Source organism: Sphingobium sp. SA2, from assembly GCF_032227065.1.
Taxonomy (GTDB): domain Bacteria; phylum Pseudomonadota; class Alphaproteobacteria; order Sphingomonadales; family Sphingomonadaceae; genus Sphingobium.
In genome coordinates, this window is the sequence record NZ_JAPMXX010000006.1 from 571,786 (window position 1) to 597,224 (window position 25,439).

At 63.6% G+C, this 25,439-nt stretch carries 24 protein-coding genes; 10 read left to right on the forward strand and 14 right to left on the reverse strand.

The features are described 5' to 3' along the window. Positions 1 to 30: 30 nt before the first annotated feature. The 7 genes from OVY48_RS10350 to coxB all read right to left on the reverse strand — a co-directional run bounded on the left by OVY48_RS10350 (position 31) and on the right by coxB (position 6,102). Positions 31 to 690: an SURF1 family cytochrome oxidase biogenesis protein gene (locus tag OVY48_RS10350; RefSeq protein WP_313922807.1), complete on the reverse strand. Its 660-nt coding sequence runs from the start codon at positions 688 to 690 to the stop codon at positions 31 to 33. Positions 691 to 775: 85 nt separating this feature from the next. Beyond that, the gene (locus tag OVY48_RS10355) at positions 776 to 1,603 is read right to left on the reverse strand and encodes a cytochrome c oxidase subunit 3 (RefSeq protein WP_069065771.1); all 828 of its coding nucleotides are present in this window, start codon (positions 1,601 to 1,603) and stop codon (positions 776 to 778) included. A gap of 37 nt (positions 1,604 to 1,640) precedes the next feature. Further along, on the reverse strand, positions 1,641 to 2,216 hold the full coding sequence (locus tag OVY48_RS10360; protein WP_313924741.1) for a cytochrome c oxidase assembly protein: 576 nt from the start codon (positions 2,214 to 2,216) through the stop codon (positions 1,641 to 1,643). Next, on the reverse strand, positions 2,216 to 2,353 hold the full coding sequence (locus OVY48_RS10365; protein WP_171899237.1) for a hypothetical protein: 138 nt from the start codon (positions 2,351 to 2,353) through the stop codon (positions 2,216 to 2,218). Before OVY48_RS10365 ends, OVY48_RS10360 begins: the two co-directional genes overlap by 1 nt. After that, on the reverse strand, positions 2,350 to 3,258 hold the full coding sequence (locus tag OVY48_RS10370) for a heme o synthase (RefSeq protein ID WP_313922808.1): 909 nt from the start codon (positions 3,256 to 3,258) through the stop codon (positions 2,350 to 2,352). Before OVY48_RS10370 ends, OVY48_RS10365 begins: the two co-directional genes overlap by 4 nt. A 90-nt stretch (positions 3,259 to 3,348) precedes the next feature. Then, positions 3,349 to 5,043: a cytochrome c oxidase subunit I gene (gene ctaD / locus OVY48_RS10375; protein WP_069065770.1), complete on the reverse strand. Its 1,695-nt coding sequence runs from the start codon at positions 5,041 to 5,043 to the stop codon at positions 3,349 to 3,351. 15 nt (positions 5,044 to 5,058) lie between these two features. Then, on the reverse strand, positions 5,059 to 6,102 hold the full coding sequence (coxB, locus tag OVY48_RS10380) for a cytochrome c oxidase subunit II (RefSeq protein WP_096060915.1): 1,044 nt from the start codon (positions 6,100 to 6,102) through the stop codon (positions 5,059 to 5,061). Between the two features lie 284 nt (positions 6,103 to 6,386). Between coxB and pyrE the strand changes: the two genes are divergently transcribed. The 4 genes from pyrE (at position 6,387) to lepB (ending at position 9,140) form a co-directional block, all read left to right on the forward strand. Then, positions 6,387 to 6,968, forward strand: coding sequence for an orotate phosphoribosyltransferase (pyrE, locus tag OVY48_RS10385; RefSeq protein WP_037475784.1), 582 nt, complete (start codon positions 6,387 to 6,389; stop codon positions 6,966 to 6,968). A 3-nt stretch (positions 6,969 to 6,971) separates the two neighbouring features. Further along, entirely contained in the window at positions 6,972 to 7,709 is a 738-nt protein-coding gene (locus OVY48_RS10390; protein WP_096060916.1) for a pyridoxine 5'-phosphate synthase, read from the forward strand. A gap of 142 nt (positions 7,710 to 7,851) precedes the next feature. Continuing rightward, a complete protein-coding gene (gene acpS / locus OVY48_RS10395) occupies positions 7,852 to 8,253 on the forward strand; it encodes a holo-ACP synthase (protein WP_313922809.1) in 402 nt (133 codons plus the stop codon). Between the two features lie 62 nt (positions 8,254 to 8,315). Next, entirely contained in the window at positions 8,316 to 9,140 is an 825-nt protein-coding gene (lepB, locus tag OVY48_RS10400) for a signal peptidase I (RefSeq protein WP_313924743.1), read from the forward strand. 274 nt (positions 9,141 to 9,414) lie between these two features. Here lepB and OVY48_RS10405 read toward each other — a convergent pair whose 3' ends face one another. Both OVY48_RS10405 and OVY48_RS10410 read right to left on the reverse strand, forming a co-directional pair. Continuing rightward, the gene (locus tag OVY48_RS10405; protein ID WP_313922810.1) at positions 9,415 to 9,864 is read right to left on the reverse strand and encodes a pseudoazurin; all 450 of its coding nucleotides are present in this window, start codon (positions 9,862 to 9,864) and stop codon (positions 9,415 to 9,417) included. 86 nt (positions 9,865 to 9,950) lie between these two features. Further along, entirely contained in the window at positions 9,951 to 10,475 is a 525-nt protein-coding gene (locus tag OVY48_RS10410) for a rhodanese-like domain-containing protein (protein WP_313922811.1), read from the reverse strand. A gap of 146 nt (positions 10,476 to 10,621) precedes the next feature. Here OVY48_RS10410 and OVY48_RS10415 point away from each other — a divergent pair, with 146 nt between their 5' ends. Further along, entirely contained in the window at positions 10,622 to 11,404 is a 783-nt protein-coding gene (locus OVY48_RS10415; protein ID WP_313924744.1) for a quinoprotein dehydrogenase-associated SoxYZ-like carrier, read from the forward strand. Beyond that, positions 11,401 to 12,348, forward strand: a complete 948-nt coding sequence (locus tag OVY48_RS10420) for a quinoprotein relay system zinc metallohydrolase 1 (RefSeq protein ID WP_313922812.1) — start codon at positions 11,401 to 11,403, stop codon at positions 12,346 to 12,348. Before OVY48_RS10415 ends, OVY48_RS10420 begins: the two co-directional genes overlap by 4 nt. On the opposite strand, the gene OVY48_RS10425 is transcribed toward OVY48_RS10420, so the two are convergent. The 5 genes from OVY48_RS10425 to OVY48_RS10445 all read right to left on the reverse strand — a co-directional run bounded on the left by OVY48_RS10425 (position 12,345) and on the right by OVY48_RS10445 (position 21,281). Then, positions 12,345 to 14,663, reverse strand: coding sequence for a TonB-dependent receptor domain-containing protein (locus OVY48_RS10425; RefSeq protein ID WP_313922813.1), 2,319 nt, complete (start codon positions 14,661 to 14,663; stop codon positions 12,345 to 12,347). The two genes, OVY48_RS10420 and OVY48_RS10425, sit on opposite strands and share 4 nt — an antisense overlap. Positions 14,664 to 14,735: 72 nt before the next feature. Beyond that, a complete protein-coding gene (gene acs / locus OVY48_RS10430) occupies positions 14,736 to 16,694 on the reverse strand; it encodes an acetate--CoA ligase (RefSeq protein WP_313924745.1) in 1,959 nt (652 codons plus the stop codon). A gap of 11 nt (positions 16,695 to 16,705) precedes the next feature. Further along, positions 16,706 to 18,694, reverse strand: a complete 1,989-nt coding sequence (locus tag OVY48_RS10435) for a TonB-dependent receptor plug domain-containing protein (RefSeq protein ID WP_313924746.1) — start codon at positions 18,692 to 18,694, stop codon at positions 16,706 to 16,708. 113 nt (positions 18,695 to 18,807) lie between these two features. Further along, positions 18,808 to 20,205 carry a porin gene (locus tag OVY48_RS10440; RefSeq protein ID WP_313922814.1) on the reverse strand — a complete coding sequence of 466 codons (1,398 nt, stop codon included), beginning with the start codon at positions 20,203 to 20,205 and terminating at the stop codon, positions 18,808 to 18,810. Positions 20,206 to 20,318: 113 nt separating this feature from the next. Next, positions 20,319 to 21,281: a PQQ-dependent catabolism-associated beta-propeller protein gene (locus OVY48_RS10445; RefSeq protein WP_313922815.1), complete on the reverse strand. Its 963-nt coding sequence runs from the start codon at positions 21,279 to 21,281 to the stop codon at positions 20,319 to 20,321. Between the two features lie 176 nt (positions 21,282 to 21,457). Here OVY48_RS10445 and pedF point away from each other — a divergent pair, with 176 nt between their 5' ends. From pedF to OVY48_RS10465, 4 genes are all read left to right on the forward strand, one after another. Then, positions 21,458 to 21,886: a cytochrome c-550 PedF gene (pedF, locus tag OVY48_RS10450; protein WP_313924747.1), complete on the forward strand. Its 429-nt coding sequence runs from the start codon at positions 21,458 to 21,460 to the stop codon at positions 21,884 to 21,886. Between the two features lie 6 nt (positions 21,887 to 21,892). Beyond that, positions 21,893 to 22,762: a transporter substrate-binding domain-containing protein gene (locus OVY48_RS10455; RefSeq protein WP_313922816.1), complete on the forward strand. Its 870-nt coding sequence runs from the start codon at positions 21,893 to 21,895 to the stop codon at positions 22,760 to 22,762. A 142-nt stretch (positions 22,763 to 22,904) separates the two neighbouring features. Continuing rightward, positions 22,905 to 24,647, forward strand: coding sequence for a methanol/ethanol family PQQ-dependent dehydrogenase (locus OVY48_RS10460; RefSeq protein ID WP_313922817.1), 1,743 nt, complete (start codon positions 22,905 to 22,907; stop codon positions 24,645 to 24,647). A 13-nt stretch (positions 24,648 to 24,660) separates the two neighbouring features. Then, positions 24,661 to 25,437, forward strand: coding sequence for a response regulator (locus tag OVY48_RS10465; RefSeq protein WP_037475094.1), 777 nt, complete (start codon positions 24,661 to 24,663; stop codon positions 25,435 to 25,437). Positions 25,438 to 25,439 lie beyond the last annotated feature (2 nt).

A 25,439-nucleotide genomic window follows, 5' to 3' on the forward strand; every position in this document is an offset into this window, starting at 1 on the left:
GTAGCGACCCCTGCGCCGCTGGGCAAGTATTTACGGGGCTTTGGGTGCGTTCCGGCGGCGCAGCGCGAGAATATAGATGATGATGGCAATCGCGGCGAAGAAGAACCACTGCACCGCATAAGCGAGATGATTATTGGGAACGTCGGCGGCGCTGGGCGGAGCGCTCGCCTTCATGCCCGTTGGCGCGGTGCGCGCGATGAGCATGGGCCGCAGCGGCGTCGCCTTGCCGCCTATGCGCGAAATGAGGGCGCGATGGTCCGGCTCTTCGCTGATCCATCCTGCGATCTGGCCGCCGGTCCAATCGGGCTTAGCATCGGGCCGCTGGGTCACGCCGACCGCGACGAGTGCGCCCGGCCCTTCCGCACCGGTCGCGCACTGGGCGATATGGCGATAGCCGGTGCTGCCGTCAGCCGCGCGACCAGCCTCCACCTGCCAGCCGACCACGCGCAGGCAATGGAGCGACGAGGGGCGAAAGAGCAGGTCGGGTCCGACCGGGGGCATCGCCGGAAAGGCGACGGGCGGCTTACCGGGATTGCTGGCGGCGAGGTTCAAGGCCGCTGCCTTTTCAGCGCGGCGATCGATCTGCCAGATGCCGAGGCCGATCATCACCAGGACGGCCAGCGCGACGATGATGGTCGGGATCAGGGGGATGCGCGTGGTGCGCGGGGCGGGATCGGGCAAGGGGTCCATGGGCTGGATGCATAGCGCCCCGCAGCACAAAAGAAAACGGCCGGAGCGATGCCCCGGCCGTGCGTCTCATTATCGGGGATGGTGCTTAGCCGTGAACCGGCGCGCCCCAGCCACCCCAGACATAGATGGCGACGAAGAGGAACAGCCACACCACGTCGACGAAGTGCCAGTACCAGGCAGCGGCTTCGAAGCCGAAATGCTGGCGTGGGGTGAAGTGGCCCTTATAGGCGCGCGCCAGGTTGACGATCAGGAAGATCGTGCCGACCAGAACGTGGAAGCCGTGGAAGCCGGTCGCCATGTAGAAGGCCGAGCTATAGGGATTGCCGCCGAAGTCGAACGGGGCGTGGGCATATTCATAGGCCTGCACGCAGGAGAAGACCGCGCCCAAGATGATGGTGCACCACAGACCCTTGATCATGCCATCGCGATCGCCGTGGATCAGCGCATGGTGCGACCAGGTGATGGTCGTGCCCGAACAGAGCAGGATCAGCGTGTTGAGCAAGGGCAGTTCAAACGCATTCATCACTTCCACGCCCTTCGACGGGAACAAGCCGTCGATCGGGGGCAGCGCGCTGGGGAAGAGGGCGAAGTCGAAGAACGCCCAGAACCAGCCGACGAAGAACATGACTTCCGACGCGATGAACAGGATCATGCCGTAGCGCAGATGGAGTTGCACTACCGGGGTATGATCACCGGCATGGGCTTCGGCGACGACATGCGCCCACCAGCTATAGAAGGTGAAGAGGACGCCAGCGAAACCGAGCATGAACACCCAGCCGCCGCCAGCGGGCATGGCGTCGGGGTGCATCCACATGATCGCGCCCATCGCCATGATCAGCACCGACATCGAACCGAACAACGGCCAGATGCTGGGCGGGAGAATATGATAATCGTGATTCTTGGCGCCTGCCATGACGTGCTCTTCCCTGTTCGCGTTATCGTTGCTTGCCTTAGCTTGCCTTCTTGCCCGGCTCAACCGGGTAGAATGTGTAGCTTAGCGTAATCTGTTGCGTGTCCTTGTTGTCCGCATCGTCGAGGATCTTGGGATCGACGAAATAGAGGACGGGCATCCGCACCTCCTGGCCCGGCTGCAAGGTCTGCTCGGTGAAGCAGAAGCATTGAATCTTGGTGAAATAGGCGCCCGCCTGGCTAGGCGTGACATTGAAACTGGCGGTGCCGGTCACGGGCTTGTCGGACATGTTCTTCGCGATGAAGATCGCCATGTCCTTGCGTCCCACGGTGACGGTGTCCGTCCGATGTTCGGGGTAGAATTGCCAGGGCATGCCCGGCTGCACATTCGAATCGAAGCGGATCGACATGGTGTGGCCGGTCGCTTCCTGGACCTGGACATTGGCGTCGGCGCGCTTGGTGGTGCCGCCGAACCCGGTCTGTTCACAAAAGATGCGGTATAGCGGGACCGACGCGAAGCCGAGCGCCAGCATCGACAGGCCGACGCCCGCCATGGTCAGCATGGTCCGGCGGTTACGCCGGTCGCGGTCGAAGGGGGACGGCGGTAGCGTGGCCATCATAACGTGTCACTCGTGCCGATCTTCGCCAGGGTGATGGCGAAGAAGAGGATGACGAAAAAGCCGAGCAGCAGGCCCGTGACGAGCGAGCGCGACTTCTGCCGGGCGCGGATGATATCTTCTTCTTCGGGGGTCATGCCATTACCCAGCGGTCGACGACCACTGCTCCAAAGAGAAGGAAAAGATAGAGGATCGAATATTTGAACAGACGCCGCTCCGGCCCCATCCGCGCCTGATCGCTTTCGCGGCGGCGATAGACCTGGAAGGCAAAAACCGCGAACAGTGCCGTACCCAGCAGCGCGACGGTGCCGTAGATCGGCCCGGTTAGGCGCAGCAACACTGGGGCCATGGCCGCGACCGCCATGATCGCAGTGTAGAACCAGATCTGGCGGCGGGTGACGACTTCGCCCGACACCACGGGCAGCATCGGGATGCCAGCAGCAGCATAATCGGTCTTCACGAACAGCGCGAGCGCCCAGAAATGGGGCGGCGTCCAGAAGAAGATCAGCATGAACAGGGCGATCGGCAGCGCGGTGATATCGCCAGTGACGGCGGCCCAGCCGATGACTGGCGGGAATGCGCCCGCTGCGCCGCCAATGACGATATTCTGCGCAGTGCGGGGCTTGAGCCAGATGGTGTAGATGAAGACGTAGAAGAGGATCGAGACGGCCAGCACCGCGGCGGCGAGCCAGTTGGTCGCCATGCCCATCAGGATGACCGAGAAGAAGGACAGGCCAACGCCGAAATGCAGTGCCGACTGGCGATCCATCCGCCCGGCAGGCAGCGGCCGGTTGGCGGTACGCTTCATCTTCGCGTCGATGTCCGCCTCATACCATTGGTTGAGACTAGCAGCAGCTCCTGCGCCGAGCGCGATGCAGAGGATCGCCGTGAAAGCGAGGACCGGATGAATGGTGCCGGGTGCGGCCAACAGGCCGCACAGGCCCGTGAACACGACCAATGTCATGACGCGCGGCTTGGTCAGCGCGAGGAAGTCGCGCCAATGGGCCGTGATCGGGGTCGATGTCATCGTCGCGGTCGTCATATTTGTTCCGGCCCCACCATTTGGGGGCATATAGCATAAGGGGGGCGGGCGACTGTCACCCGCCCCCGATCATGTCAGTCCGTCCAGCGATCAGTGATGCGCGGCATCATCGATCACGGGCAGGGTTTCGAACTGGTGGAAGGGCGGCGGGCTGGACAAGGTCCATTCCAGCGTCGTGGCGCCTTCACCCCAGGGATTGCCTGCGGCCTTCTTGCCGGCCGCGAGCGACCAGAAGATGTTGATGAAGAAGATCAGCACACCGACGGCCATGATTTCATAGCCATGGCTGGCGATCTTGTTCCAGTAGGCAAAGGCTTCCGGATAATCGGGGTAGCGACGCGGCATGCCCGAAAGCCCTAAGAAATGCATCGGGAAGAACAGCAGGTTCACGCCCACGAAGAACACCCAGAAATGCAGGTGGCCGAGGAACTCGTTATACATGCGGCCCGACATTTTCGGGAACCAGTAGTAGAAGCCTGCGAACAGGCCGAACACGGCACCCAGCGACAGGACGTAGTGGAAGTGCGCCACGACATAATAGGTGTCGTGCAACACGTCATCGACGCCGCCATTGGCCAGCACGACGCCGGTCACACCGCCCACGGTGAAGAGGAAGATAAAGCCCAGCGCCCAGACCATCGGGGTCTTGAAGCTGATCGATCCACCCCAGATGGTCGCGATCCACGAGAAGATCTTGATGCCCGTGGGTACCGCGATGACCATGGTGGCGGCGGTGAAATACATCTTCACATTAACCGACATGCCGGTGGTGAACATGTGGTGCGCCCACACAACGAAGCCGACGACGCCGATCGCGACCATGGCATAGGCCATGCCGAGATAGCCGAACACTGGCTTGCGGCTGAAGGTCGAGATGATCTGGCTGACGATGCCGAAACCGGGCAAGATCATGATATAGACTTCGGGGTGACCGAAGAACCAGAAGAGATGCTGGTAGAGTTCAGGATCGCCGCCACCGGCAGCGTCATAGAAGGTGGTGCCGAAGTTGCGGTCAGTCAGCAGCATGGTGATCGCCGCGGCCAGGACCGGAAGGGCGAGCAGCAGCAGGAAAGCGGTGACCAGCACCGACCACACGAACAGCGGCATTTTGTGCAGGGTCATGCCCGGCGCGCGCATATTGAGGATGGTGGTGATGAAGTTGACCGCACCCAGGATCGAACCAGCGCCTGCGATATGCAGCGACAGGATTGCCATGTCGACAGCCGGACCAGCCGAACCACTGGTCGACAGCGGCGCATAGACCGTCCAGCCAGTGCCCGCGCCATAGCCGGTGCCACCGGGCACGAAGGCCGAGCCGAGCAGCAGCGCGAAGGCGGGGATGAGCAGCCAGAAGCTGATATTGTTCATCCGCGGGAAGGCCATGTCCGGCGCGCCGATCATGATCGGCACGAACCAGTTGCCAAAGCCGCCGATGATTGCGGGCATCACCATGAAGAAGACCATGATGAGGCCGTGCGCGGTGATCAGCGCGTTCCAGAGGTGATAGGCCTGGTCGAGCGAGGCAGGCTCCGCACCCAGCATCGCATGCTGGATATTGGCCCAGCCCTGCAGATATTGGATGCCTGGCTCCGCCAGTTCGACGCGCATCAGACCCGAAATCGCGCCGCCGACGACGCCGGCGAAGATCGCGAAGATCAGATAGAGAGTGCCGATATCCTTGTGGTTGGTGGACATGAACCAGCGCTGGAAGAAGGCTGGCTTGTGATCGGCGTCATGATGATCATGAGCATGATCGCCATATTGATCTGCGGTGATGGTGGTCATGGCGTATCTGCCCTCTTAAAGCGCGTTGTTGCCGACGGCGTCAGCCGGCGGGGCGGGCAGCACACTGCCCTGTTGCGGGCCCATCGGCGCATCCGGCGCGGCGGTGCCGTTCTTGAGCGAGCCACCCTGCGACAGCACCCACTGGTCGAACTGCTCAGGCGGCAGCGCTTCGATCGCGATCGGCATGAAGCCATGGCGCGCGCCGCACAGTTCCGAACATTGCCCATAATAGACGCCGGGCTTCTCGATGGTGAAGCTCTTTTCGTTCAGACGGCCAGGAACCGCATCCATTTTCACCCAGAGCGACGGTACGGCAAAACTGTGAATTACGTCGGCGGCGGTGATGATGAGCTTTACCGGACGACCGGCGGGCAGGATCAGGCGGTTGTCGACGGCCAGCTGAAACGGTTCGCCACCGGCCTTCGCCTGTTCCTTGGTCAGCATGTTCGACACATATTCGGGGATACCCGCGTCGGGATATTCATAGCCCCAATACCATTGATAGCCGGTGACCTTGACGGTCAGCGCATCCTTGGGCGCTGGCTTATACTGGTCGGCGAGCAAGCCGATCGACGGCACCGCGATCACCAGCAGGATGATGACCGGAACGACCGTCCAGATCACTTCGATGAAGGTGTTGTGCGACGTCTTGGACGGCACCGGGTTGGCGCTACGGCGATAGCGGACCATCACATAGAGCATCAGCGCCAGCACCAGCACGGAGATGAGCGTGATGAGCGGCAGCAGCATCACGTCATGCAACCATCGCGCGCTGTGCCCGGTCGAGGTGAACTGCTCCTGCAGGGTGATCTCGCCCGGTTTAGGCATGCCGATGCCTTCGGTCGGCTTCATGCGCGGCGGCGCGGCGACCTTGGCGGCTGGCGCAGCGTCAGCGGCGGGCGCAGCGGCGTTCGCTGCCGAATCAGCAGGCGCGGCGACAGTGGCCGCCGCCGGCGCGGCAGCGGTTGCATTGTCCTGCGCGAAGGCCGGACCGTTCATCGCCATTGCTGGCGCAAAGGCCAACAATCCTGCGAGAACGAGCGATTTCACCTGTATCATAGCGTCTTCTTACCCCGTAACCCCTTGGCGCCGCTGCAACGAAGACGCGCGTATGCACATCGTCCCCGCCCGGTCGGTTCTGCCGCGGCTTATAGGCATGGTTTTTTGATGCCTCAAGCTAGCAGGAGCAGATTTTCTTCGCTGTTGCAACGTTCCCTTCCGGCCCCTATTTCGCTGCTGCGCGCACAGGGGCGCGTTCATGGCGCGCCGGTGCGTGCCGTGCCGATAGGGAAGCGGGCCGTGCCATATAGGGGCCGGACCGCGCGACAGGATAGATAAACGGCATGACCGACGAAGAAGTTTTGGCGGAATTCCGGGCAGCAGGGGCGCTGCTCGAAGGACATTTCATCCTGTCTTCGGGCCGCCGCAGCGCCAATTATCTGCAATGCGCCCGCGTCCTGATGAGCGCCGAGCGCGCGGGCAGGCTCGCGCTGGCCGTGGTGCAGAAATTGCCGCGCGAATTGCGGCAGGAGATCGACCTGGTAGTTTCGCCAGCCATGGGCGGCCTCATCATCGGTCATGAAGTCGGCCGCGCACTGGGCAAGGACGCAGTATTCCTCGAACGACCCGAAGGGACGTTCGAACTGCGCCGGGGCTTTGCCATATCGCCGGGGCAGAAAATCCTGATGGTCGAAGATGTCGTCACCACCGGCCTGTCTTCGCGCCAGGCGATCGAGGCCGTCGCGGCCGAAGGCGGTATCGTCATCGCCGAAGCGGCCCTTGTCGATCGCTCGGCGGGCGAGGTGGATCTGGGCGTGCCCTTCTATCCACTCGTGTCGATCAATTTCCCGGTCTATGACGCTGATGCCCTGCCGCCCGAACTGGCGGCGATCCCGGCGATCAAGCCGGGCAGCCGGAAGGTCTAGCCGATGCCCCACTCCCCCGCTCCGCTGCGCCTGGGCGTCAATATCGACCATGTGGCGACCATCCGCAACGCGCGTGGCGGGGATCATCCCGATCCCGTCAAGGCGGCGCTGCTGGCGGTGAAGGCGGGGGCAGACGGGATCACGGCGCATCTGCGCGAGGATCGTCGACATATACGCGACGAAGATGTCGCAACGCTGATGGCAGCGCTCAGCGTGCCGCTCAATCTGGAGATGGCGGCGACGGCGGAGATGCTGGACATCGCGCTACGCTACAAGCCGCATGCCGCCTGTATCGTGCCGGAAAAGCGCGAGGAGCGCACGACCGAGGGCGGACTGGATGCGGCCGGGCAGTTCGACACACTGCGGCCAATCGTCGCGGCGCTCAATGACGCTGGCATCCGCGTCAGCCTGTTCATCGAAGCCGATGCGGCCCAGATCGACGCGGCGATCCGGCTGAACGTCCCGGTCGTGGAACTGCACACCGGCGCTTATGCCCATCTGACCGGCGAACCGCGCGCCGCCGAACTGCGCCGCATCGCCGACGCGGCAGCGCTGGCCGCGAAGAACGGGGTCGAACCCCATGCGGGCCATGGCCTGACCTTCGACAATGTCGGGCCGATCGCCGCTATCCCGCAGGTCGCCGAACTCAATATCGGCCACTTCCTGATCGGCGAGGCGATCTTCGGTGGGCTGGAGGGCAGCATCCGTGAAATGCGGCGGCAGATGGATCTGGCGCGGTGAATCCTCCCCGGCACGGGGAGGGGGACCAGCCGCAGGCTGGTGGAGGGGGCGTGCCTCCTGCCACTCCCTATTGCGTTTTGGCGCTCCCCCCCTCCACCACCGCTTCGCGGCGGTCCCCCTCCCCGTGCCGGGGAGGAATGGCGTGATCATCGGTCTCGGCTCCGACCTCTGCAATATCGAGCGAATCCAAAGTTCGCTCGATCGCTTCGGCGCTCGCTTCGAGAGCCGCGTGTTCACCGATGTCGAACAGGCCAAGGCCAATCGCCGCCCCTTCACCAAGGCGGGTACGCTGGCCAAGCGCTTCGCCGCCAAGGAAGCCTTTTCCAAGGCGGTCGGCACTGGATTCAAATCGGGCGTGTTCATGAAGGATATCGGCGTGGTCAATGCCCCTTCCGGCGCGCCGACGCTGAACCTCACCGGCGGCGCGCTGGCCCGTCTCGACGCGTTGGTGCCAGCCGGGCATAGACCCGTCATCCACCTGACCCTGACCGACGATTATCCCTGGGCGCAGGCCTTTGTCATTATCGAGGCGCTTCCCCTGTGACGACCGATCCCACCAGCCTGCACGACACCACCGCCGACGCGCATAGCCCTTCCGAGGACGTGATGCCCAAATCGGACGTCAACTGGTGGCAGGAGATCAAGAGCATCACGCTGTTGATCCTGGCGGTGCTGGCTTTCCACAGTTTCGTCGCCAAGCCCTTCTATATCCCGTCCGAATCGATGATGCCGGTGCTGCTGACCGGCGATCGGCTGGTGGTGAGCAAATTCCCCTATGGCTGGTCCTATGTCTCGCCCAGCTTCCATCCGCTGCCCTTCCTGAAGGGCCGGATCGTCGGACGGCTACCGGCACGCGGCGACATCGTCATCGTGTCGCCGCAGAATAGGCGCGAGGATTATATCAAGCGAGTCATCGGCCTGCCCGGCGATATCATCGAAGTGCGCGGCGGGCAGGTGCTGCTCAACGGCGTGGCGGTGAAGCAGCGCATCTTGAAGCCGCTGCGCCTGCCCGTCGATAGCAATGCCCCCTGCCCCCCGCTGCAATTCCCCGGCGCGCGGATGCAGGGCGCGGACGGCAAGGATTATTGCGAATTGCCGGTGCGGCAGGAGATACTGCCCAATGGCAAAACCTATCTCACCATCGACATGGGACCGAGTGCGCTCGATTGGTATGGCCCGGTGCGCGTGCCGGAAAACCACGTCTTCCTGATGGGCGACAATCGCGACAACAGCGCCGACAGCCGCGCACCGCTGGAGGAAAATGGCCTGGGCGGTCCCGTACCCTGGGAAGCGATCGGCGGCCGCGCCGAGTTCATCACCTTCAGCCTGGACGGCGATTCCAGCTGGAACCCGCTAACCTGGTTCGGTGCTTTCCGCAGCGGCCGGGCCGGCAACAGCCTGCGGCCGCAGAGCGTGACGGAGGTAGAATAGCAGACGTAGCTCGGCGCGTTGGCAGCGCCCCATGTCAAGCGCTTACCAGGCCGGAGTTCCAACGGTTCACTATTCTGACAGCAGGCGTCCAAATCACGCCATTCCGATATTGATGTCGGAAATCCAGCTTATGCTCGGATCGGCCATTCGGTATTGGCAAATCGGAACTGCACCGCAATGTTGATGTCCAAATTAACTTGCGGTGATCCAGAAACTGCCGTTCGCCCGCATCTCACTATGTTGCGCCTGCGCCCAAAGTTGAAACAGTCGTGGATTACCGAACTTTGGTCAGCATCGCGGTCATTCTTTTGGCGGCGAAGGGCGGGAGTTTGACCGCTTTTGCCGCCGCTACGTCGGCGGCGGTGGGTTTGCCGACCTGGATCAGCGCGACCATACCCATCGAATAATGCGGCATGCATTTGATGCCATAGAGGCCGGGCTTGGTTACGGTCAGCACCGCTTCCTTGTTCATGCCCCCCTTCATCGGTGTCGCGCCCGCTGGCAGCATCGTGGCCATGGTTTCGGCGTTGTGGCTGGGGTCGGTGGGCTGGAAGCGGATCACGTCGCCTGGCGCGGCCTTCACAAAGGCCGGTTCGAACACCATCGCGCCCTCTGCGCCCCTATTTTTCATGTGGACAATGATGTCCTTGGCCGAAGCTGGAAAAACGGTGCCGCCCAGCATGAGGCCGACCAGCGCCACGCGCAGCGTCGAACGATGAAACATGGCATCTCTCCTGATATTATGGGCGCAAAAGCGCGGTCCGCCAGATCAATGGCGCAATCGCCGAAGCGTGCAATTGCACCTTGGTCCTACCCCTCCTCCGGTCGGGTGTTTATCAGCGGACGACCAAGGTCGCGCCAGCCGTCGGTCCCCTCCGCCAGCCACCAGATATTGGTATAGCCCAGCGCCCGCAGGCGGCGCGCCGCGTTCCAGCCCATCCAGCAATCGGCAAGGCAGAAGGTGATGATCATGCGGTCCCTGGCACCGCCGGTCAGGCGGACGAGGCCCTCTTGAAACCATCGGTCGATCGCGGGCAAGAGGTCGCCGCGTCCCGCTTCGGGAAACCAGTGCGCGCCGGGGATGCTCGGTCGTTCGCGGGCCAGGCGCCAGCGTCCATCGGCTTCGCGATGGCCGCCTTCGGCGGGTAGGACGTCGATCAGGATCGCGTCGATATCCGGCCGCAGCAGGGCGACCGCGACGGGGGCGATCCGCCCGACACCGTCGGGGGGCCGGGGAACGGGCGCCCGATAATGCGCGACGCGATAGCCATGCGCCCCGAACAGCGCGTCGCCCCCTGGCGAGGCCTGTGCGCCGGTCGCAACCAGCGCAAGCATCGCAGCTATCGCCTTGCCCCTCGCGCCCATCTCTCTCTCCCGCTGCGTGACCAAAGGTGCAATGGTAGCCGCTTTCGCTTCACCTTAAGCTTGGACTTTGGGAGAAGGTCATGGCGCGGTGCAGGTTTTTGCAGCTTCTGATAGCCATGCTGCCCTTGGCGATCGCCCCGTCCGCGCTTGCTCAGCCTCCCTATCCCGACGATCCGTTGCAATCGCCTATGTGGACCGCACATGCGCGGCTGATCTTCGGCGATGACCCGGTGCGGTTCGATCCCCGCATCCGGTTGCTTTATCCGCAGGTGGCGGAAAACCAGCGCAGCTTTCCCGTGGCATTGGATGCGCGGGGCGTTGGCCCCGTGACGCGCATGGTGATCTTCGCTGATCTCAACCCGATACCGATCGCCATCGACTATCGCCCGGATCTGGCGGAACCCTATATCGCGACCCGGATCAAGCTGGATCAGCGGACCCCGGTAAGGGGAGCGGTGCAACTGGCCAGCGGACAGTGGCTGGTAGCGGGCGGTTGGGTCGATGCGGCGGGCGGCGGCTGCTCGGCACCGCCGGTCGGGCGCATCACAGGCGATTGGGCGGCCCATCTGGGCGAGATGCGGGGGGAAGCCTGGCCCATGGGGACGCAGGGCAGCAGCCGTCTGCGTATCACCTTCCGGCATCCGATGGATACGGGGCTGGTGGCCAATATCCCCACCTATGCGATCGAGGAGATGACTGTGCGGTCGGACAGCGGAACCATGCTGGGCCAGATGGCGCTCTTTGCGTCGGTTTCGGAAGATCCGGCGATCACCCTCATGCCCCGCGCCGCGCCTGGTGCCATCCTGTCGATCTTGGCGCTTGATACAAACGGACGGACCTACGCTGCCAAAGTGCCGGTGGCGCGACAATCCGCCTCGGTCCTGGCGGCGCAGCCATGACGTTGACGCGCCGGGCCATGCTCGCTGGATTGGCGCTGTCGGCGACGGCTGGCATGGCGAATACCACTTATCCCATCCATCCCGTAGCGGTGGCGGACGGCATGTGGATGATCCATGGCGACGATGCGCCCATCCACTTTTCCAATGGCGGAGCCATCGCCAATATCGCGATCATCGACACGCCGATCGGCACGGTGCTGGTCGATAGCGGCCCTTCGCTCCGCTACGGCCGGGCGCTCAAGGCAGTGGCAGAAGGGCTGACGGGCAAGCCGGTCATCCGCGTCTATGTGACGCATTTGCATCCCGACCATGGCATGGGAATTGCGGCCTTCGATCCGGCGATCGTGGCCGCGCTGCCGCAAACCATCACGGACATGGCGCGGGACGGGCGCGGCTTTTCCGATGCGCTCTATCGCCTGCTGGGGGACTGGATGCGCGGCACTGACTTGGTGTTGCCGGGGCGGAAAATCACGGAGGTGTCCGAGGATTTCGGCGGGCGACGCTTACGCCTGATGGCGCTGGCGGGGCATAGTGCGGGCGATCTGGCGCTGTTGGACGAACAGACCGGCCTGTTGATCGGCGGTGACCTGCTGTTCCATGATCGCGCGCCTGCGACACCGACCGCAGACCTGCCGCGTTGGCGCACAAGCCTCGACAGCCTCGCAAAGCTGCCGCACCGGGCGGCGTTGCCGGGCCATGGTCCCTTCGATCCGACGGGGCAGAAAGCCATTGCCCAGACGCGCGACTGGATCGAATGGCTGGAGGAAGCCTTGACCGCCGCCGTCCGATCCGGCCTCGACATGGTGGAGGCTGGCAGCGTGCCGATCCCTGCCCGCTTCGCCGGGATGGCGGCGGCCCGCTACGAATTGCAACGCAGCGTGTCGCATTTCTATCCAGGGCTGGAAGCCAAATGGCTGCCAAGAGTGGATATGCCGGAGAGTTAGAAGCGCGCCCTTACCCCGACATACCAGCGTCGCGGGGCTCCCGGCCCATAAGCGCGCGGATTGCTGGCACCGGGGACTTCGACGAGGTCGATCTCATCCACTTCGCTGAAGGTTCCGAATGTTTCATAGGTGCGGCCGAATATATTGCGCACTTCGCCGAACATAGTGACGCCCGGCACGATATCGATACCGGCGCGCACGTTCGCGATCGCATAGCCAGGCAACCGGGGTGTCAGATTGGCCTCATCGCCGACCAGATATTGCCCTGACCGCGCGATCAGGTCGCCACCCACCGACCAACCTTTGCCCGCATAGTCCAACGTCAGCGTCGCGCTGTGCCGGGGGATGCCGGGCAACCGATCACCGCGATTTACGTCGATCGTGCCGTCATCCTCTGCCAGCGGGTTCGACGGACTGCTTAGTTCCATGGCGCTGCGATAGGTCGCGTCGGTGAAGGCATAGCTGAGGCCCGCGACCAGCCCGCCATGCTCGGCCTTCAGCGATGCTTCGACGCCCTGCCGCCGGGTGCTGCCGATATTCTGGAAATAAGCGCGCCCGCGAATTTGCGAGGCGATATATTGGATATCGTCCTGATTGGTGGTGCGATAGGCCGACAGGAGCCAAGTCGCCCGCCATCCGCCAAGACCGAACGCACCCGACGCGCCCGCTTCCCAGCTTTTGGCGACCACCTGTTTGAGCGGCGGATCGGCGATGAAGAAATTGGTGAGGCTGCACGGCGCATTTTCGTCCGCGCAGGAGAGTTCCGCCGGAGTCGGCGCGCGGTTGCTCTGCGCATAGCCCGCGCGCAGCGACAGGCCTTCGGACATCTTATAGTCCAGTTCGACACCGGGATTGAGCCGCCTGAACCGATGCGTTCCGTTGAGCGCTGTGCCGATCTGATCGACGAGCTGAATCCTTGCATGGTTCCAGCGGAGGCCGATTTCGGCCGACAAGCCGGGCGCGATCGGTATTCGATCCTGCACGAACACGCCCCAATAGTCGGTATAGGCGACCAGGCCGACCGGCGCGATCGCATTATCCTGCTGGACGATGCGGCTGCCCAGCCCCTCGACGCTGCGATCCTCGGTCAGCGCCCCCAGTTCGGTCGACGTGTCGAAGCGCGTGCGGCTGGTGTCGTAGCTGACGCCGATCGCGAAATGGTTGATACCGCCCAGCAGGGCACGATCGTCGATGATCTGGACCAGCGCGCCCATCGCCTTGGTCTTGGTGCGTCCACGATTGAGCACGCCATAGCCTTCGCCCCCAAGCGTATCGGCTATGGGGTCGCCGTTGGCGTCGGTCAGGATCGCCTGCACCTCTTCGCCATCGTCGTCGGCGCCTATTGTTTCCAGGCATAGCAGGCCCGCCGCATCGTCCGCCTCGCACCCTTCGATGTCGGCCGCATCGCCGTTCATGGTCCGCAATGTGAGTTGTTGGGCATAGAGCGTGGCTTCGATCCGGGTCGTTGGCGATAGCGCGACCCAGGGGTGCAGGCTTGCCCGACCATAACGGCTGCGGCCATTGTCGGGCCAGGTGAAGACGGCCCGGCGGTCGGCAGCCAGCAATTCGATCGGCGACACGCCATTGCCGGTCAAATCCGTGTTCGCGCCTATGATTTTGAGGTGCAGCCCGCCGCCTGCGGTGTCGAAGCCCAGATCGGCATAGCCATTATAGAGGCGCGACGGGCTGAAATCGCGCCAGCCATCGTCGTGACTATATTGGAACGCGCCAAAGGCGCTGACATCCCCGCGCGCCACGCCGCCCACAATGCTGGCCTCGGCATAGCCGAACCGCCCGCCCGTCACACTGGCCTCCAGCCCCGGGTGGCTACGCCCGGTCTTGGTTTCCAGCAGGATCGCGCCGCCCAGCGCATTGAGGCCATAGACCGGGCTGGCATCCAGCAGGCTCAGTTTGGCGATGGCGGCTTCCGGGAACAGGTCGAATTGGACCGTGTCGCCAAAAGGCTGGTTGAAGCGCGCCCCGTCCATATAGACGGCCAACCCCTGCGATTGCCCCTGGAGTGGGGAAGCGATGAATCCGCGATAGACCAGATTGGGCTGCCATGGGTTATTCTGCGCATCCTGCAAGGTGACGCCGGCCATGGTCCGGGTGAGGGCGGAGAGCAGGTCGGGCATCCCGGCTCTTGTTATATCGGCCGCGCCAAGGGCCAGCCCATCATCGCTGTCGATCCCGCCACCAGGCGCGGTCACGATGATGGTTTTCGACCTGCTTGCATCGGGGGTTTGCGCCGATGCAAGCGCCGGGCTCAGCGCCATGACCGCGATTCCCGTCGATAGTCGGCCCCATCCGCGCATCCCGTCTCTCCCATTCCCTGTTATGCCCAAAAGGCTAGGGAAGGCAGGATGGGCGCTCCATTATACCTTGGGTCAGGCGGGAACGATCGCGCGGGTTCTCACCAACTCCTCGACCACCGTCGGATCGGCGAGCGTGCTGATATCGCCCAGCGCCTGGGCGGATACATCGCCCTCCGCAATCTTGCGCAGGATGCGGCGCATGATCTTGCCCGACCGGGTCTTGGGCAGGCCAGGCGCGAACTGGATCACGTCGGGAGTCGCGATCGGGCCGATTTCAGCGCGGACCCATTGCACGAGCGCCCGGCGCAGGCTGTCGCTCGGCTCTTCGCCCATGTTCAGCGTCACATAGGCATAGATGCCCTGCCCCTTGATATCATGGGGAAAGCCGACCACCGCCGCTTCAGCGACCTTGGCATGTAGGACGAGTGCGCTTTCGACCTCGGCGGTGCCCATGCGATGGCCCGATACGTTGATGACGTCGTCAACGCGCCCGGTGATCCAATAATAGCCGTCCGCATCCCGCCGGGCACCGTCGCCCGTTGTATAAGCGCCGGGAAAGGTCGAGAAATAGGTCTGGAAAAAGCGATCATGGTCGTTCCAGACCGTCTGCATCTGCCCCGGCCAGGATCGGGCGATGACCAGATTGCCTTCGCACGGACCTTGCTGCACCACGCCTTCGCCATCGACGATCTGCGGTTCGACACCTGGCAAGGGGAAGGTCGCACTGCCCGGTTTGAGAACGGTTGCGCCCGGCATCGGCGCGATCATCGCCGCGCCCGTTTCGGTCTGCCACCAGGTATCGATGATCGGGCAGCGCCCTTCACCGGCAATAGCATGATACCAGCGCCACGCTTCCGGGTTGATCGGTTCGCCCACGCTGCCCAGCAAGCGGATCGAGGATCGGTCAGTCGCGATGACGAAATCGTCGCCCTCCTTCATCAGCGCGCGCAGCACGGTGGGCGCGGTAAACAGCGTGTGGACCTGATGCCGGTCGACCACTTGCCAGATGCGGCTGGGCGTCGGCCAACTGGGCAGTCCTTCATACATCAATGTGGTCGCGCCATTGGCCAGCGGGCCATAGACGATATAGCTATGCCCCGTGACCCAGCCGATATCGGCCGCGCACCAATAGACGTCGCCCGGCCGATAGTCGAAGCAGAGTTCATGCGTCAGAGAGGCCCAGAGCAGATAGCCGCCGCTGCCATGCACGACGCCCTTGGGCTTGCCGGTGGAACCCGATGTGTAGAGCAGGAACAGCGGATCGCAGGCGTTCATGGGTTCGGGCGGGCAGTCCGACACGACGCCTGCCATGGCATCATGATACCAGATGTCCCGGCCCGGCTGCATATCGACAGCCCCACCGGTTGCCTGCACCACGATGACGCGACGGATGCTGGTGCAATGGTCCATGGCGAGCGCGGCATCGACATTGGCCTTGAGCGGTACGCGCTTTCCACCACGACGCCCCTCGTCGGCCGTGACCAGGATGGTGGAATCGCAATCGGTAATCCGACCCGCCAGCGCTTCGGGGGAAAAGCCGCCAAACACCACCGAATGGATCGCGCCGATTCGGGCGCAGGCCAGCAGGGCGATCGCCGCTTCCGGGATCATCGGCAGATATAGGGTGACGCGATCGCCCTTGCGCGCGCCTGCGTCTTTCAGGACATTGGCGAAGCGGCACACCGCATGATGCAGTTGCCGGTAGGTCAGGCGGCGCGACGCTTCGGCTGGATCGTCTGGCTCCCAGATGATCGCGACGCTGTCGCCATGGTCGGCCAGATGGCGGTCCAGGCAGTTGACCGAGACGTTCAATGTGCCGTCGGCAAACCAGCTGATGCCGAAATCCGCTTCGTCAAAGCTGCTTTCGCTCGCTTTGGAGGGCGGTAACATCCAGTCAAGCCGCGCAGCCTGTTCGAGCCAGTAGCTTTCCGCATCCTCAAGCGACCGCTTATGATCGGCCATACGGCGGTCCTCGTTCATGCGGGCGCGCGTCGCCCATTCGGCGGGAACGGGGAAAAGCTCTTGCGACATCATATCTTCCTTCAGTGGGTGAAACGCAGGCCGATCCACAGGGTCCGGGGCGTGCCCAGATCCATCGACCCTGCAACATTGCGGGTGACCATAGTGGCGTCGAACAGGTTTTCGGCCCGTGCCACCAGCGACAGACCACGTCCGATCGGCAGGTCGGCAAAGGCATCGATGGTCAGGGCGTCGGGAAGGACATCCCCCTGAAGATCGTCCTCATATTGTTTGGCGACATAGCGCAGCGTCGCGGACAGCGAAGGCCCGGTTGTCGGTTGCCAGCCAAGGGTAGCGCTGGCGGCGTGGCGGGGGCTTTGCGCGGGGGCAAAGCCGTCGAACGCCAATCCCGGCGCACGGACGATGCTATGGCTATAGGCATAAGAGCCGGACAGGAGCAGGGCGTCGTGCAGCCGCGCGCGCCCGGTGAGTTCGACGCCCTTTGCGATCACCGCCAACACATTGCGCCGCTGGCGCAGATTGGGGGCGATGGTGACATTGGCGATGGCATCGTCCAGCCGATTGTAGAAAAGCGTCAGGCCCAGCGTGGCATCGGCAGCAGGATTGATGTCCAGCCCGGCTTCCACACCTTTCAGCCGCTCCGGTAGGAGCGCCGCATTGGCTTGTGTCGTGATCGGGAAGACGACGAAGGGGCGGTAGAGTTCGTTGAGCGTGGGCAGGCGGAAGCCGGTATAGGCCGCAGCGCGCAGGGCGAAGTCCTGATCGACGCGGAACAGCGCGCCTGCACGTCCGCTGACCTGCCAGTCGCTGCGTCCCGCAAAATCGCTGCTGCCGGTCACGACGCCCGCCGCGGTCCTGCTATCGAAAAAGCTCCGGCGGATCGTCCAGCGATCGGCGCGAATGCCTCCCGTCAGGACCAGCGCTCCCAGCGTCCAGTCATCTTCCAGGAACAGACCGGTGGTGATCTGCTGCCCGCCAGCGCGGCGACGCGCGGTTACCGGATTGGCGGCCAGATTGGCATTATAGGCCTCCTCCGCCATCATGCCATCCGCCAGCCGCGTGTCGATGCCGAGCCGCAGCACATGCGCGCGCCCGACCGGCGGCCGCAACTCGATCTTGCCGCCGAGGCCGGTCGACGGCGTGTTCCGCTGATCGAGCGATTTGCGATAGGTCGATGCGCTGATGACGATATTGGAGAAATTGCGTGCCTGCACATAGGCCAGCGCATCCACTTGCCAACGGCCGCGGACCATCAGCCGGATGCTGGCATCCTGCCCTTCGCTGTGGCTGTCCGCCCCGGCAAAGCGCAGCGTCCGATCATCGCGGAACAGCAAGCTGCGAAACTGCACTTCCATATCGGATGACAGCGGCGCGACCGCGCGCAGGTTGACCGACCAGCCATCATAGGCCGCTGGCGTGGTCGCGGCGACGCGCTGGGATTTCGGCGTCGTATGGAAGCCGTCGCCCCGGTCCCAGCGGCCAGACAGCGACACGAAACCGCTTCCCAAATCCTGCGTCAGGGCGCCCGATACTTCGCTGGCATGACGGCTGCCGTAAAAGGCGCTGGCGGATAGGTCCGCCAGGTCGTCCCGCGCCGCACTGGCCAGCTCGATCGTGCCCGCCACCGCGCCGGCACCAAAAGCACCCGAACCGCCGCCGCGCGTAATCCGCACGGCAGACAGGCGATCGGGCACCAGCGCGCTAAAGGGAATATAGCCGAAAAACGGGTCTGCCATCGGCACGCCATCCAGCAGCACCAATGTCCGGCTGGACGCATTGCCGCCCAATGCCCGCAAAGTCGCGCCCTGCGCCGAGGGGTTGGCCGAACGGCTGTCGGAACGGCGAAACTGCTGAAACCCGGCGACATCGGCCAGGATCGTCTCGATGCGGTTGGCGGCATTGCCGGTCAGGCGATCCCGGTCGATCATGACCGATCCATAAGCCGAACTGCCCGGCGGGAGAGGAAGGCTTTGACCCAGTACGACGATATCGTCGCCTTCCTCTGCCCTGGCATTCGGCACCAGCAGGGCATGGCCCGCACAGGACAGCATTAATGCGCCCCATGCGATCAGGCTGTTGCAACGCATTGTGCCGTCTTCCCCCTTTGTCGCCCCTGGGCGCGGCGACCTCCGTCGATCGGAGGCCGCCGCGCCATGCCCTCTGTTCAGAAGAACAGGATGGCGCCCGCTGCGACCGTGTCGGCTTCCGCTGCATTGCCGTTATGGGCCTGCGATTTGGTGCGGATATATTCGCCGATCAGCGTGACCCAGCTGGTCAGGCCATAGCGTGCCTGACCGACCCAGCTGCTGCTCTTGTCGAGCAAGGCGGGATTGGCCAGGGCATCGGCGGCGTTGGCATAATGGAGGTTGCTTTCGCCATAGCTGCCGCCGACCGAAAATTTGCCGAACGTGGCCAGCCCCTGCAGGTAGAAGCCGTCGCTGTCGCGCTTCGCTCCGGTCGCATCGGTATCGAACAGGTTGAGCGCGGTCGTGCCCAACCCTGAGCCATTATAATAATAGCCCGTCAGCATGATCGGCCCATAGCCGATCTTCGCCCCGGTATCGAAGCCGCTGCCCGTATAGGTCACACCATCGATGCGATGATGTTTTTGCGTGATGCCCGACAACCAGGCGCGCGCGGACAGATCGCCGAATTTTCCGTCATAAACGATCTTGCCCTGAAAGCCCGGCGACTTGCTGCTTTCGCCCGGCCCGGTGAGCGATTCGAGCGGTTGGAAGATACCTGCGGAAATCTGGAAGCCGCCCAGTTTTGGCGAGGAATAGGTGATCTGCGGCTGAAAGTCGGTGTAGATATAGCCGATGCCGATCCGCCCCAGCGACGTGTTGGACGGCGCGACATTGCCGCCGCTCGACCCCACCGACAACAGGGTGATGTCGTTCAATATGCCTTCGGATCCGAACAGTCCGATATCGCGGCCCAGCTTGAATTCGCCCAGTCCCGCACGGCCGATGGTCATATAGGTCTGGCGAAAATCGATACCGGCCGTCTGCAAGGCCGTATTGCGTCCGCCGCTATTGGCACCCCCGCCCGCGGCATAGGTCGCGCTGTTGATGCCCGGATACATGCCGAAATGTGCGCCCACATCCCAGCCGCCCTGGTTGGTCGTAATATCGAATTTCAGATAGCCGGGCAGCAGGCCGTTGCGGACCGACGCGCTCTTGCCACCGACTGGCACCACGCCGCCGACGACTGCCGTATTGGGGCCGGGAGCCTGTCCGTTTTCATGGGTGTAGAAGCCATTGACCGACCCGGAAATCTTGACCGAAACGCCGCCGACTTCCATGCCGACGCCGCTATCGCTCATCCGCACCAGCCGCTTGTCGTCCAGCGACGCCGCAGCGGACTGGGCTGGTGGCGGGGCAGCGGGGGCGACCTGCGCAGCGTCTTGCTGCGCCAGTTGCTGATATTCCTCGTCGGTCAGAATCCCCTTTTCGTGGAGCCTTTTCAGCAGCTCCGCCGTCGTCCCCGCCGCCGCCGGTGTTGCGGTCAGCGCGAACAGCATCGCCATCGCGGCCCCGCCCAGCCATTTCCCCCTAGACATCTCATCCCTCCCATTATGCGCCGGTCGTGCCGACGGGCGAAAGAGTGCGTCGAGTGGGGCGGGGTGCAAATTGGACTTTGGTTCTCGTTCCTTGGGTCAGAGGCGCAGGGAGATCAGGGCGCGACCACGATCCCCCAGGGGCCAGCGCCCACCGGCACCGTGCCGACGACCTTCGCACTGGCGAGGTCCACGATCGACACGCTATCGGACAAGCCATTGGCTGCATAAGCGCGCGTGCCATCGGCGCTGATGGCGACGTGCCACACCCGCTTGCCCACGGGCACATAGGCGCGCACGGTGCGCGTCGCCACATCGACGAGCGCGATATGGTTGGCGCGGCCCAGCGCCACGATCGCCGTCTTGCCATCCGGCGTGAAGCGGATGCCGCAGGGCAGGATCAGATGCTCCTGCACCCCCGCTATGGCAAAGCGGATCGCCGCGGTGATCTTGCGCGTATGTGGGTCGGCGATCTGGACGGTGCCGCCAATCTCGGCTGCGATCCATAGCTGCGTTCCATCGGCGGTGAACTCGACATGGCGGGGGCGCTGGTCCGTCTCGGTGGCGTCCACCATAGTTCGGGTCGTCAGGTCGATCCAATTGACGACATTATCCTCCTCCGACGTCACGACCACCCATCGGCCATCGGGACTTTGGGCGACCCCTTCCGGTTCCTTGCCGACATCCACCTGAAAGGCGACCGTGCGGCTTTCCAGGTCGATGGCCGTCAGTGCCGCATCATCTTCATTGGCGACGAACAGCGTCCGTCCGTCGCGCGACAGGAAAAACTGCTCAGGGTCCTGGCCCGATGGCAGGTCCGCGATGATCTTGCCCGTGGCGCGGTCGATCAGTTGCACGGCATGATCGCTGCTCGCGCAGAGCAGGATATATTTGCCGTCCAGGCTAAGCGTGATGCCGCGCGGGCGCCCCCCTACCGGCCAGGTTGCGAGCGGCATCATGGTGGCTGCGTCGATCACGCTGATGCTGTTGCCCCGTTCATTGGAGACATAGAGCGTTTCGGCATGGAGCGCAGGCATGCCCGCAACCATCACCAGCCCCGCCAAAGCGGCCTTCATCATGGCTAATCCTCTCCTCCATCGGCGCGTCATTGCGGCGCCCGCCCGGCCTATCGGGCTTATCGGTGCGGCGGGATTGTACCAATGGCCAATGGGGTGCGTGCCTCCGCTTCCCTACAACCCGTCTCTACAAGCGAGAGCGGCCGATATGGGCCGACAGACAGAGACGAGGATGGATGATGAGGAATAAGGGACGTATCGCATTGATCGGCGCCACCTGCCTACTTGGCGCGTCGATCACCTCATCCTTGCTGGCGCATGGCAATGTCACGCCCCAAGCGGTGGAAACGGCGGCGTTGCCCGACATTGGCGAGGAGTGGCTGCAACATAATCCCTATCGCGGCAATGCCGACGCGGTGAAGATCGGCGAATCGGCTTACGGCCAGAATTGCGCCCGCTGCCACGGGCTGGACGGTGAATCCGGCGGCATTGCGCCCGACCTGCGCTATCTGGAACTCGGCGATAGCGGGGATGAATGGTATATCCAGCGCTTCCAGCACGGGTCGAGCCATGATGGCAAAGTCTATATGCCGCCCATGGGCGAAGTGCTGGGCCAGAAAGCCGGGTGGGCGATCCGCGCCTGGCTTGAAACCAAGCATCAGGAGTAAGCCGCCATGGATCGTCGCGTCTTCCTCCACCATGCGGCAATGGCCGCGATGCTCGGCATGTCGGGCTTTCCCTTGGGCGAAGCCGCAAAGGCCGCGCCGCTGGGCCGGGTCAAGGAACTGGGCGTGCTGCGGGTCGCCGTATATCGGGACAATCGCCCTTGGTCCTGGCGCAAGGATGGCCGACTGGTCGGCATCGACGTCGATCTGGCGCAGGCGCTTGCCAAGGGGCTGGGCGTACGCGCCGATATTGCCGAACTGGTCGCCGACGAAAGTGCCGACGATGACTTGCGCAATGGCGTATGGCGGGGCGGCCTGCTCGGCTTCCCGCCCGCCGATATCATGCTGCATGTGCCGTTCGACCGCGCCTTTGCCGCGCGCAATGACCAGGTCGCGATCGTCGCGCCCTATTTCCGCGAGAGCTTTCAATTCGCCGGGGTGAAGAGCGAGATCGATGTCAACGCCCCCCCGGCCGACTATCGTGGCAAGCGGCTGGCGGTCGAACTGGACTCGATCCCCGACTTCTACCTGATCGGTACGGCGGGCGGGATATTGGCCAAGGATGTCATCCATTTCCCCAATGGTGCCGATGCGGTGCTCGCCGTGACCGACGGGCGCGCGGACGCCGTGCTGGCAAGCCGGGCGCAGATCGAGGCAGTGCTGCACGATAGCGGCGTCACCACAGTCGCCACCCGGACCATGCCGCTGCCCGCCTTCGCATCGGCCGGGTGGGACATCGGCATGGCGGTAAAGGAGAACAGCCGCAATTTGGGCGACGCAGCGGAAGCGATCCTGGCAACGATGCGCGCATCGGGCGAACTGGAAACGATCTTCACGGCGCATGGCGTGCGTTACAGGCCTGCGCTCGCGGCGGGTTGAGCGGCCTGCTCTTGCCCAAATCCGAACGAGGGGATGGCCGCATAGAATGAAGGCGCGACCCAAGGTCCAATTGCTCCACCAGCCTCACCCCATAATCTGCACGTCGAAGGCGCCGCGCGCGCCCATAACAGGGAGGATGATCATGAAAGGGCGTTTCACACGTTCGCTAACCGGCGCCGTCACTTTGGCGCTGTTGACGGCCACGGCACCGCTGGTCGCTCAGGGGCCGACCGATGCGGATTTGATGGCCGATGCGACATCGACCGGCGACGTGTTGACCTATGGCATGGGGCCACAGGCGCAGCGCTTCAGCCCACTCACCGCGCTCAATACCCAGACCATATCGCGGCTGGTGCCCGCCTTTGCCGCATCCTTGGGTGGCGAAAAGCAGCGGGGGCAGGAATCGCAGCCTCTGGTCTATGACGGCACCATCTACGTCACCGGCTCCTATTCGCGCCTCTATGCCTTCGACGCGCGCACGGGCGAGGAAAAATGGGAATATAATGCCCGCCTGCCCGACGGCATCATGCCCTGTTGCGATGTCGTCAATCGCGGTGCGGCCATCCATGGCGACAAGATCATCTTCGCGACGCTCGACGCGCGGCTCGTCGCCCTCAACCGGCTGACCGGCAAGGTCATCTGGAACAAGCAGATTGCCGATTACAAGGCGGGCTATAGCGCCACCGCCGCGCCGCTGATCGTCAAGGGCATGGTCATCACCGGCAATTCGGGCGGCGAGTTCGGCGTGGTCGGCGCAGTGGAGGCGCGCGATGTCGATACGGGCGAGTTGATCTGGCACCGGCCGGTGATCGAAGGGAATATGGGCACCCTGCGCGGCAAGGATAATGGCATTACCGGCAAGCTCAACGCCAGTTGGCAGGGCGACATGTGGAAGACTGGCGGCGGCGCGACCTGGCTTGGCGGCACTTATGACCCGGAAACCAACCTTCTCTATTTCGGCACCGGCAACCCGGCCCCCTGGAACAGCCATTTGCGCCCCGGCGACAATCTCTACAGCGCCTCGACGCTGGCGATCGATCCTGAAACAGGCGTGATCAAATGGCATTATCAGACCACGCCGCATGACGGCTGGGATTTCGATGGCGTCAACGAATTCATACCCTTCGACGCCACGATCAACGGCAAGCCGATGAAATTGGGCGGGAAGGCCGACCGCAACGGCTATTTCTTCGTGCTGGACCGCACCAATGGCAAATTCATCAGCGCCAATAAGTTCGTGATGCAGACGACCTGGGCCGATGGCTATGACAAGAATGGCAAGCCCAAGGTGATCCCGGCGGGTCGGCCCGGCGCGCCCGACGGCACGGAAAAGGGCAAGAGCGTCTTTTCTTCCCCGTCCTTCCTGGGCGGCAAGAACTGGATGCCGATGGCCTATAGCAAGGACACAGGGCTGTTCTACATCCCGTCGAACGACTGGGGCATGGACATCTGGAACGAACCGATCGCCTATAAGAAGGGGGCGGCCTATCTGGGCGCGGGCTTCACGATCAAGCCGATCGCCGACGATCATATCGGCGCGCTGCGGGCGATGGACCCCAAGACCGGCACGATCGTTTGGGAATATAAGAATAAGGCACCGCTATGGGGCGGCGTGCTGACGACCGCAGGCAACCTGGTCTTCACTGGCACGCCGGAGGGCTATCTCAAGGCGTTCGATGCCAAGACCGGCCAGGAATTGTGGAAGTTCCAGACCGGGTCGGGCGTGGTCGGATCGCCCGTCACCTGGGAACAGGATGGCGAACAATATGTCGCCGTCATGTCCGGCTGGGGCGGCGCGGTGCCGCTATGGGGTGGCGAGGTCGCCAAGTCCTTCAAGGATATCAACCAGGGCGGATCGCTCTGGGTGTTCAAGCTGCCGAAATAAGGGAATAGCTGCTATGATCGTCATGGGGCGCGGGAACTATGCAGGCCAGGCAGGCCGTCTTGCCGTGCCCCCGATCATGGTCGATCGTCATGGGCAGGGGGGACGGATGCAGGGGGATGATGGCGACCTGATGGCGGACGAGGTCATGATGGAGCGGGTGCTGATCATCGACGATCACCCGCTCGTCCGCGACGGGCTGCGCAGCGTCATCGCCATCACCTTCGACGGCTGTGCGATCTTTGAGGCGGCCAGCATGGAGGAGGCGCTGACGACGCTGGACAAACAGTCCAATTTCGACCTGATCCTGCTCGACCTCCACATTCCCGACGTGAAGCGGCTGGACGGACTGCGCCTGTTGCGCAGCCGTTTTCCGATCCTGCCCGTGGTCATGATATCGGGCGCGTTCGACCGCGCGATCGTGCGCGAGGCGCTGACCGCGGGGGCGGCGGGGTTCATCCCCAAGTCGATGAAGCGCAGCGCGATCGTCGATGCGCTGCATCGCGTGGTGTCCGGCGAAATCTACATGCCCGACGCGATCGAGGATGGCCCGCAGGAAAGCCCGGAAGAAGCCGATATCCTCAACCGCATCGGCAGCCTGACGCCGCAGCAGCGGGTGGTGCTAACCCATCTGGTCCATGGCCGCTTGAACAAGCAGATCGCCCATGACCTGAGCGTATCGATGACCACGGTGAAGGCGCATGTCTCCGCCATTCTTCAGAAATTGCATGTGTTCAGCCGAACCCAGGCGGTGATCCTGGCCAACCGGGTGCGCTTCGACGGCGATAATTAGGC

Bases quoted from the DNA above. Each gene is read 5' to 3' on its own strand.
- OVY48_RS10410 (WP_313922811.1), bottom strand. From the start codon at position 10,475: ATGCTTGCGCTGGTTGCGACCGGCGCACAGGCCTCGCCAGGGGGCGAC.
- OVY48_RS10355 (WP_069065771.1), bottom strand. From the start codon at position 1,603: ATGGCAGGCGCCAAGAATCACGATTATCATATTCTCCCGCCCAGCATC.
- OVY48_RS10455 (WP_313922816.1), top strand. From the start codon at position 21,893: ATGGATCGTCGCGTCTTCCTCCACCATGCGGCAATGGCCGCGATGCTC.
- OVY48_RS10460 (WP_313922817.1), top strand. From the start codon at position 22,905: ATGAAAGGGCGTTTCACACGTTCGCTAACCGGCGCCGTCACTTTGGCG.
- lepB (WP_313924743.1), top strand. From the start codon at position 8,316: ATGCCCAAATCGGACGTCAACTGGTGGCAGGAGATCAAGAGCATCACG.
- OVY48_RS10435 (WP_313924746.1), bottom strand. From the start codon at position 18,694: ATGCTGTCCTGTGCGGGCCATGCCCTGCTGGTGCCGAATGCCAGGGCA.
- OVY48_RS10350 (WP_313922807.1), bottom strand. From the start codon at position 690: ATGGACCCCTTGCCCGATCCCGCCCCGCGCACCACGCGCATCCCCCTG.
- OVY48_RS10415 (WP_313924744.1), top strand. From the start codon at position 10,622: ATGCTGCCCTTGGCGATCGCCCCGTCCGCGCTTGCTCAGCCTCCCTAT.
- OVY48_RS10370 (WP_313922808.1), bottom strand. From the start codon at position 3,258: ATGACGACCGCGACGATGACATCGACCCCGATCACGGCCCATTGGCGC.
- acs (WP_313924745.1), bottom strand. From the start codon at position 16,694: ATGTCGCAAGAGCTTTTCCCCGTTCCCGCCGAATGGGCGACGCGCGCC.
- OVY48_RS10360 (WP_313924741.1), bottom strand. From the start codon at position 2,216: ATGGCCACGCTACCGCCGTCCCCCTTCGACCGCGACCGGCGTAACCGC.
- OVY48_RS10420 (WP_313922812.1), top strand. From the start codon at position 11,401: ATGACGTTGACGCGCCGGGCCATGCTCGCTGGATTGGCGCTGTCGGCG.
- OVY48_RS10405 (WP_313922810.1), bottom strand. From the start codon at position 9,864: ATGTTTCATCGTTCGACGCTGCGCGTGGCGCTGGTCGGCCTCATGCTG.
- coxB (WP_096060915.1), bottom strand. From the start codon at position 6,102: ATGATACAGGTGAAATCGCTCGTTCTCGCAGGATTGTTGGCCTTTGCG.
- OVY48_RS10445 (WP_313922815.1), bottom strand. From the start codon at position 21,281: ATGATGAAGGCCGCTTTGGCGGGGCTGGTGATGGTTGCGGGCATGCCT.
- OVY48_RS10465 (WP_037475094.1), top strand. From the start codon at position 24,661: ATGATCGTCATGGGGCGCGGGAACTATGCAGGCCAGGCAGGCCGTCTT.
- OVY48_RS10390 (WP_096060916.1), top strand. From the start codon at position 6,972: ATGCCCCACTCCCCCGCTCCGCTGCGCCTGGGCGTCAATATCGACCAT.
- OVY48_RS10425 (WP_313922813.1), bottom strand. From the start codon at position 14,663: ATGCGCGGATGGGGCCGACTATCGACGGGAATCGCGGTCATGGCGCTG.
- OVY48_RS10365 (WP_171899237.1), bottom strand. From the start codon at position 2,353: ATGACCCCCGAAGAAGAAGATATCATCCGCGCCCGGCAGAAGTCGCGC.
- ctaD (WP_069065770.1), bottom strand. From the start codon at position 5,043: ATGACCACCATCACCGCAGATCAATATGGCGATCATGCTCATGATCAT.
- OVY48_RS10440 (WP_313922814.1), bottom strand. From the start codon at position 20,205: ATGTCTAGGGGGAAATGGCTGGGCGGGGCCGCGATGGCGATGCTGTTC.
- pyrE (WP_037475784.1), top strand. From the start codon at position 6,387: ATGACCGACGAAGAAGTTTTGGCGGAATTCCGGGCAGCAGGGGCGCTG.
- pedF (WP_313924747.1), top strand. From the start codon at position 21,458: ATGAGGAATAAGGGACGTATCGCATTGATCGGCGCCACCTGCCTACTT.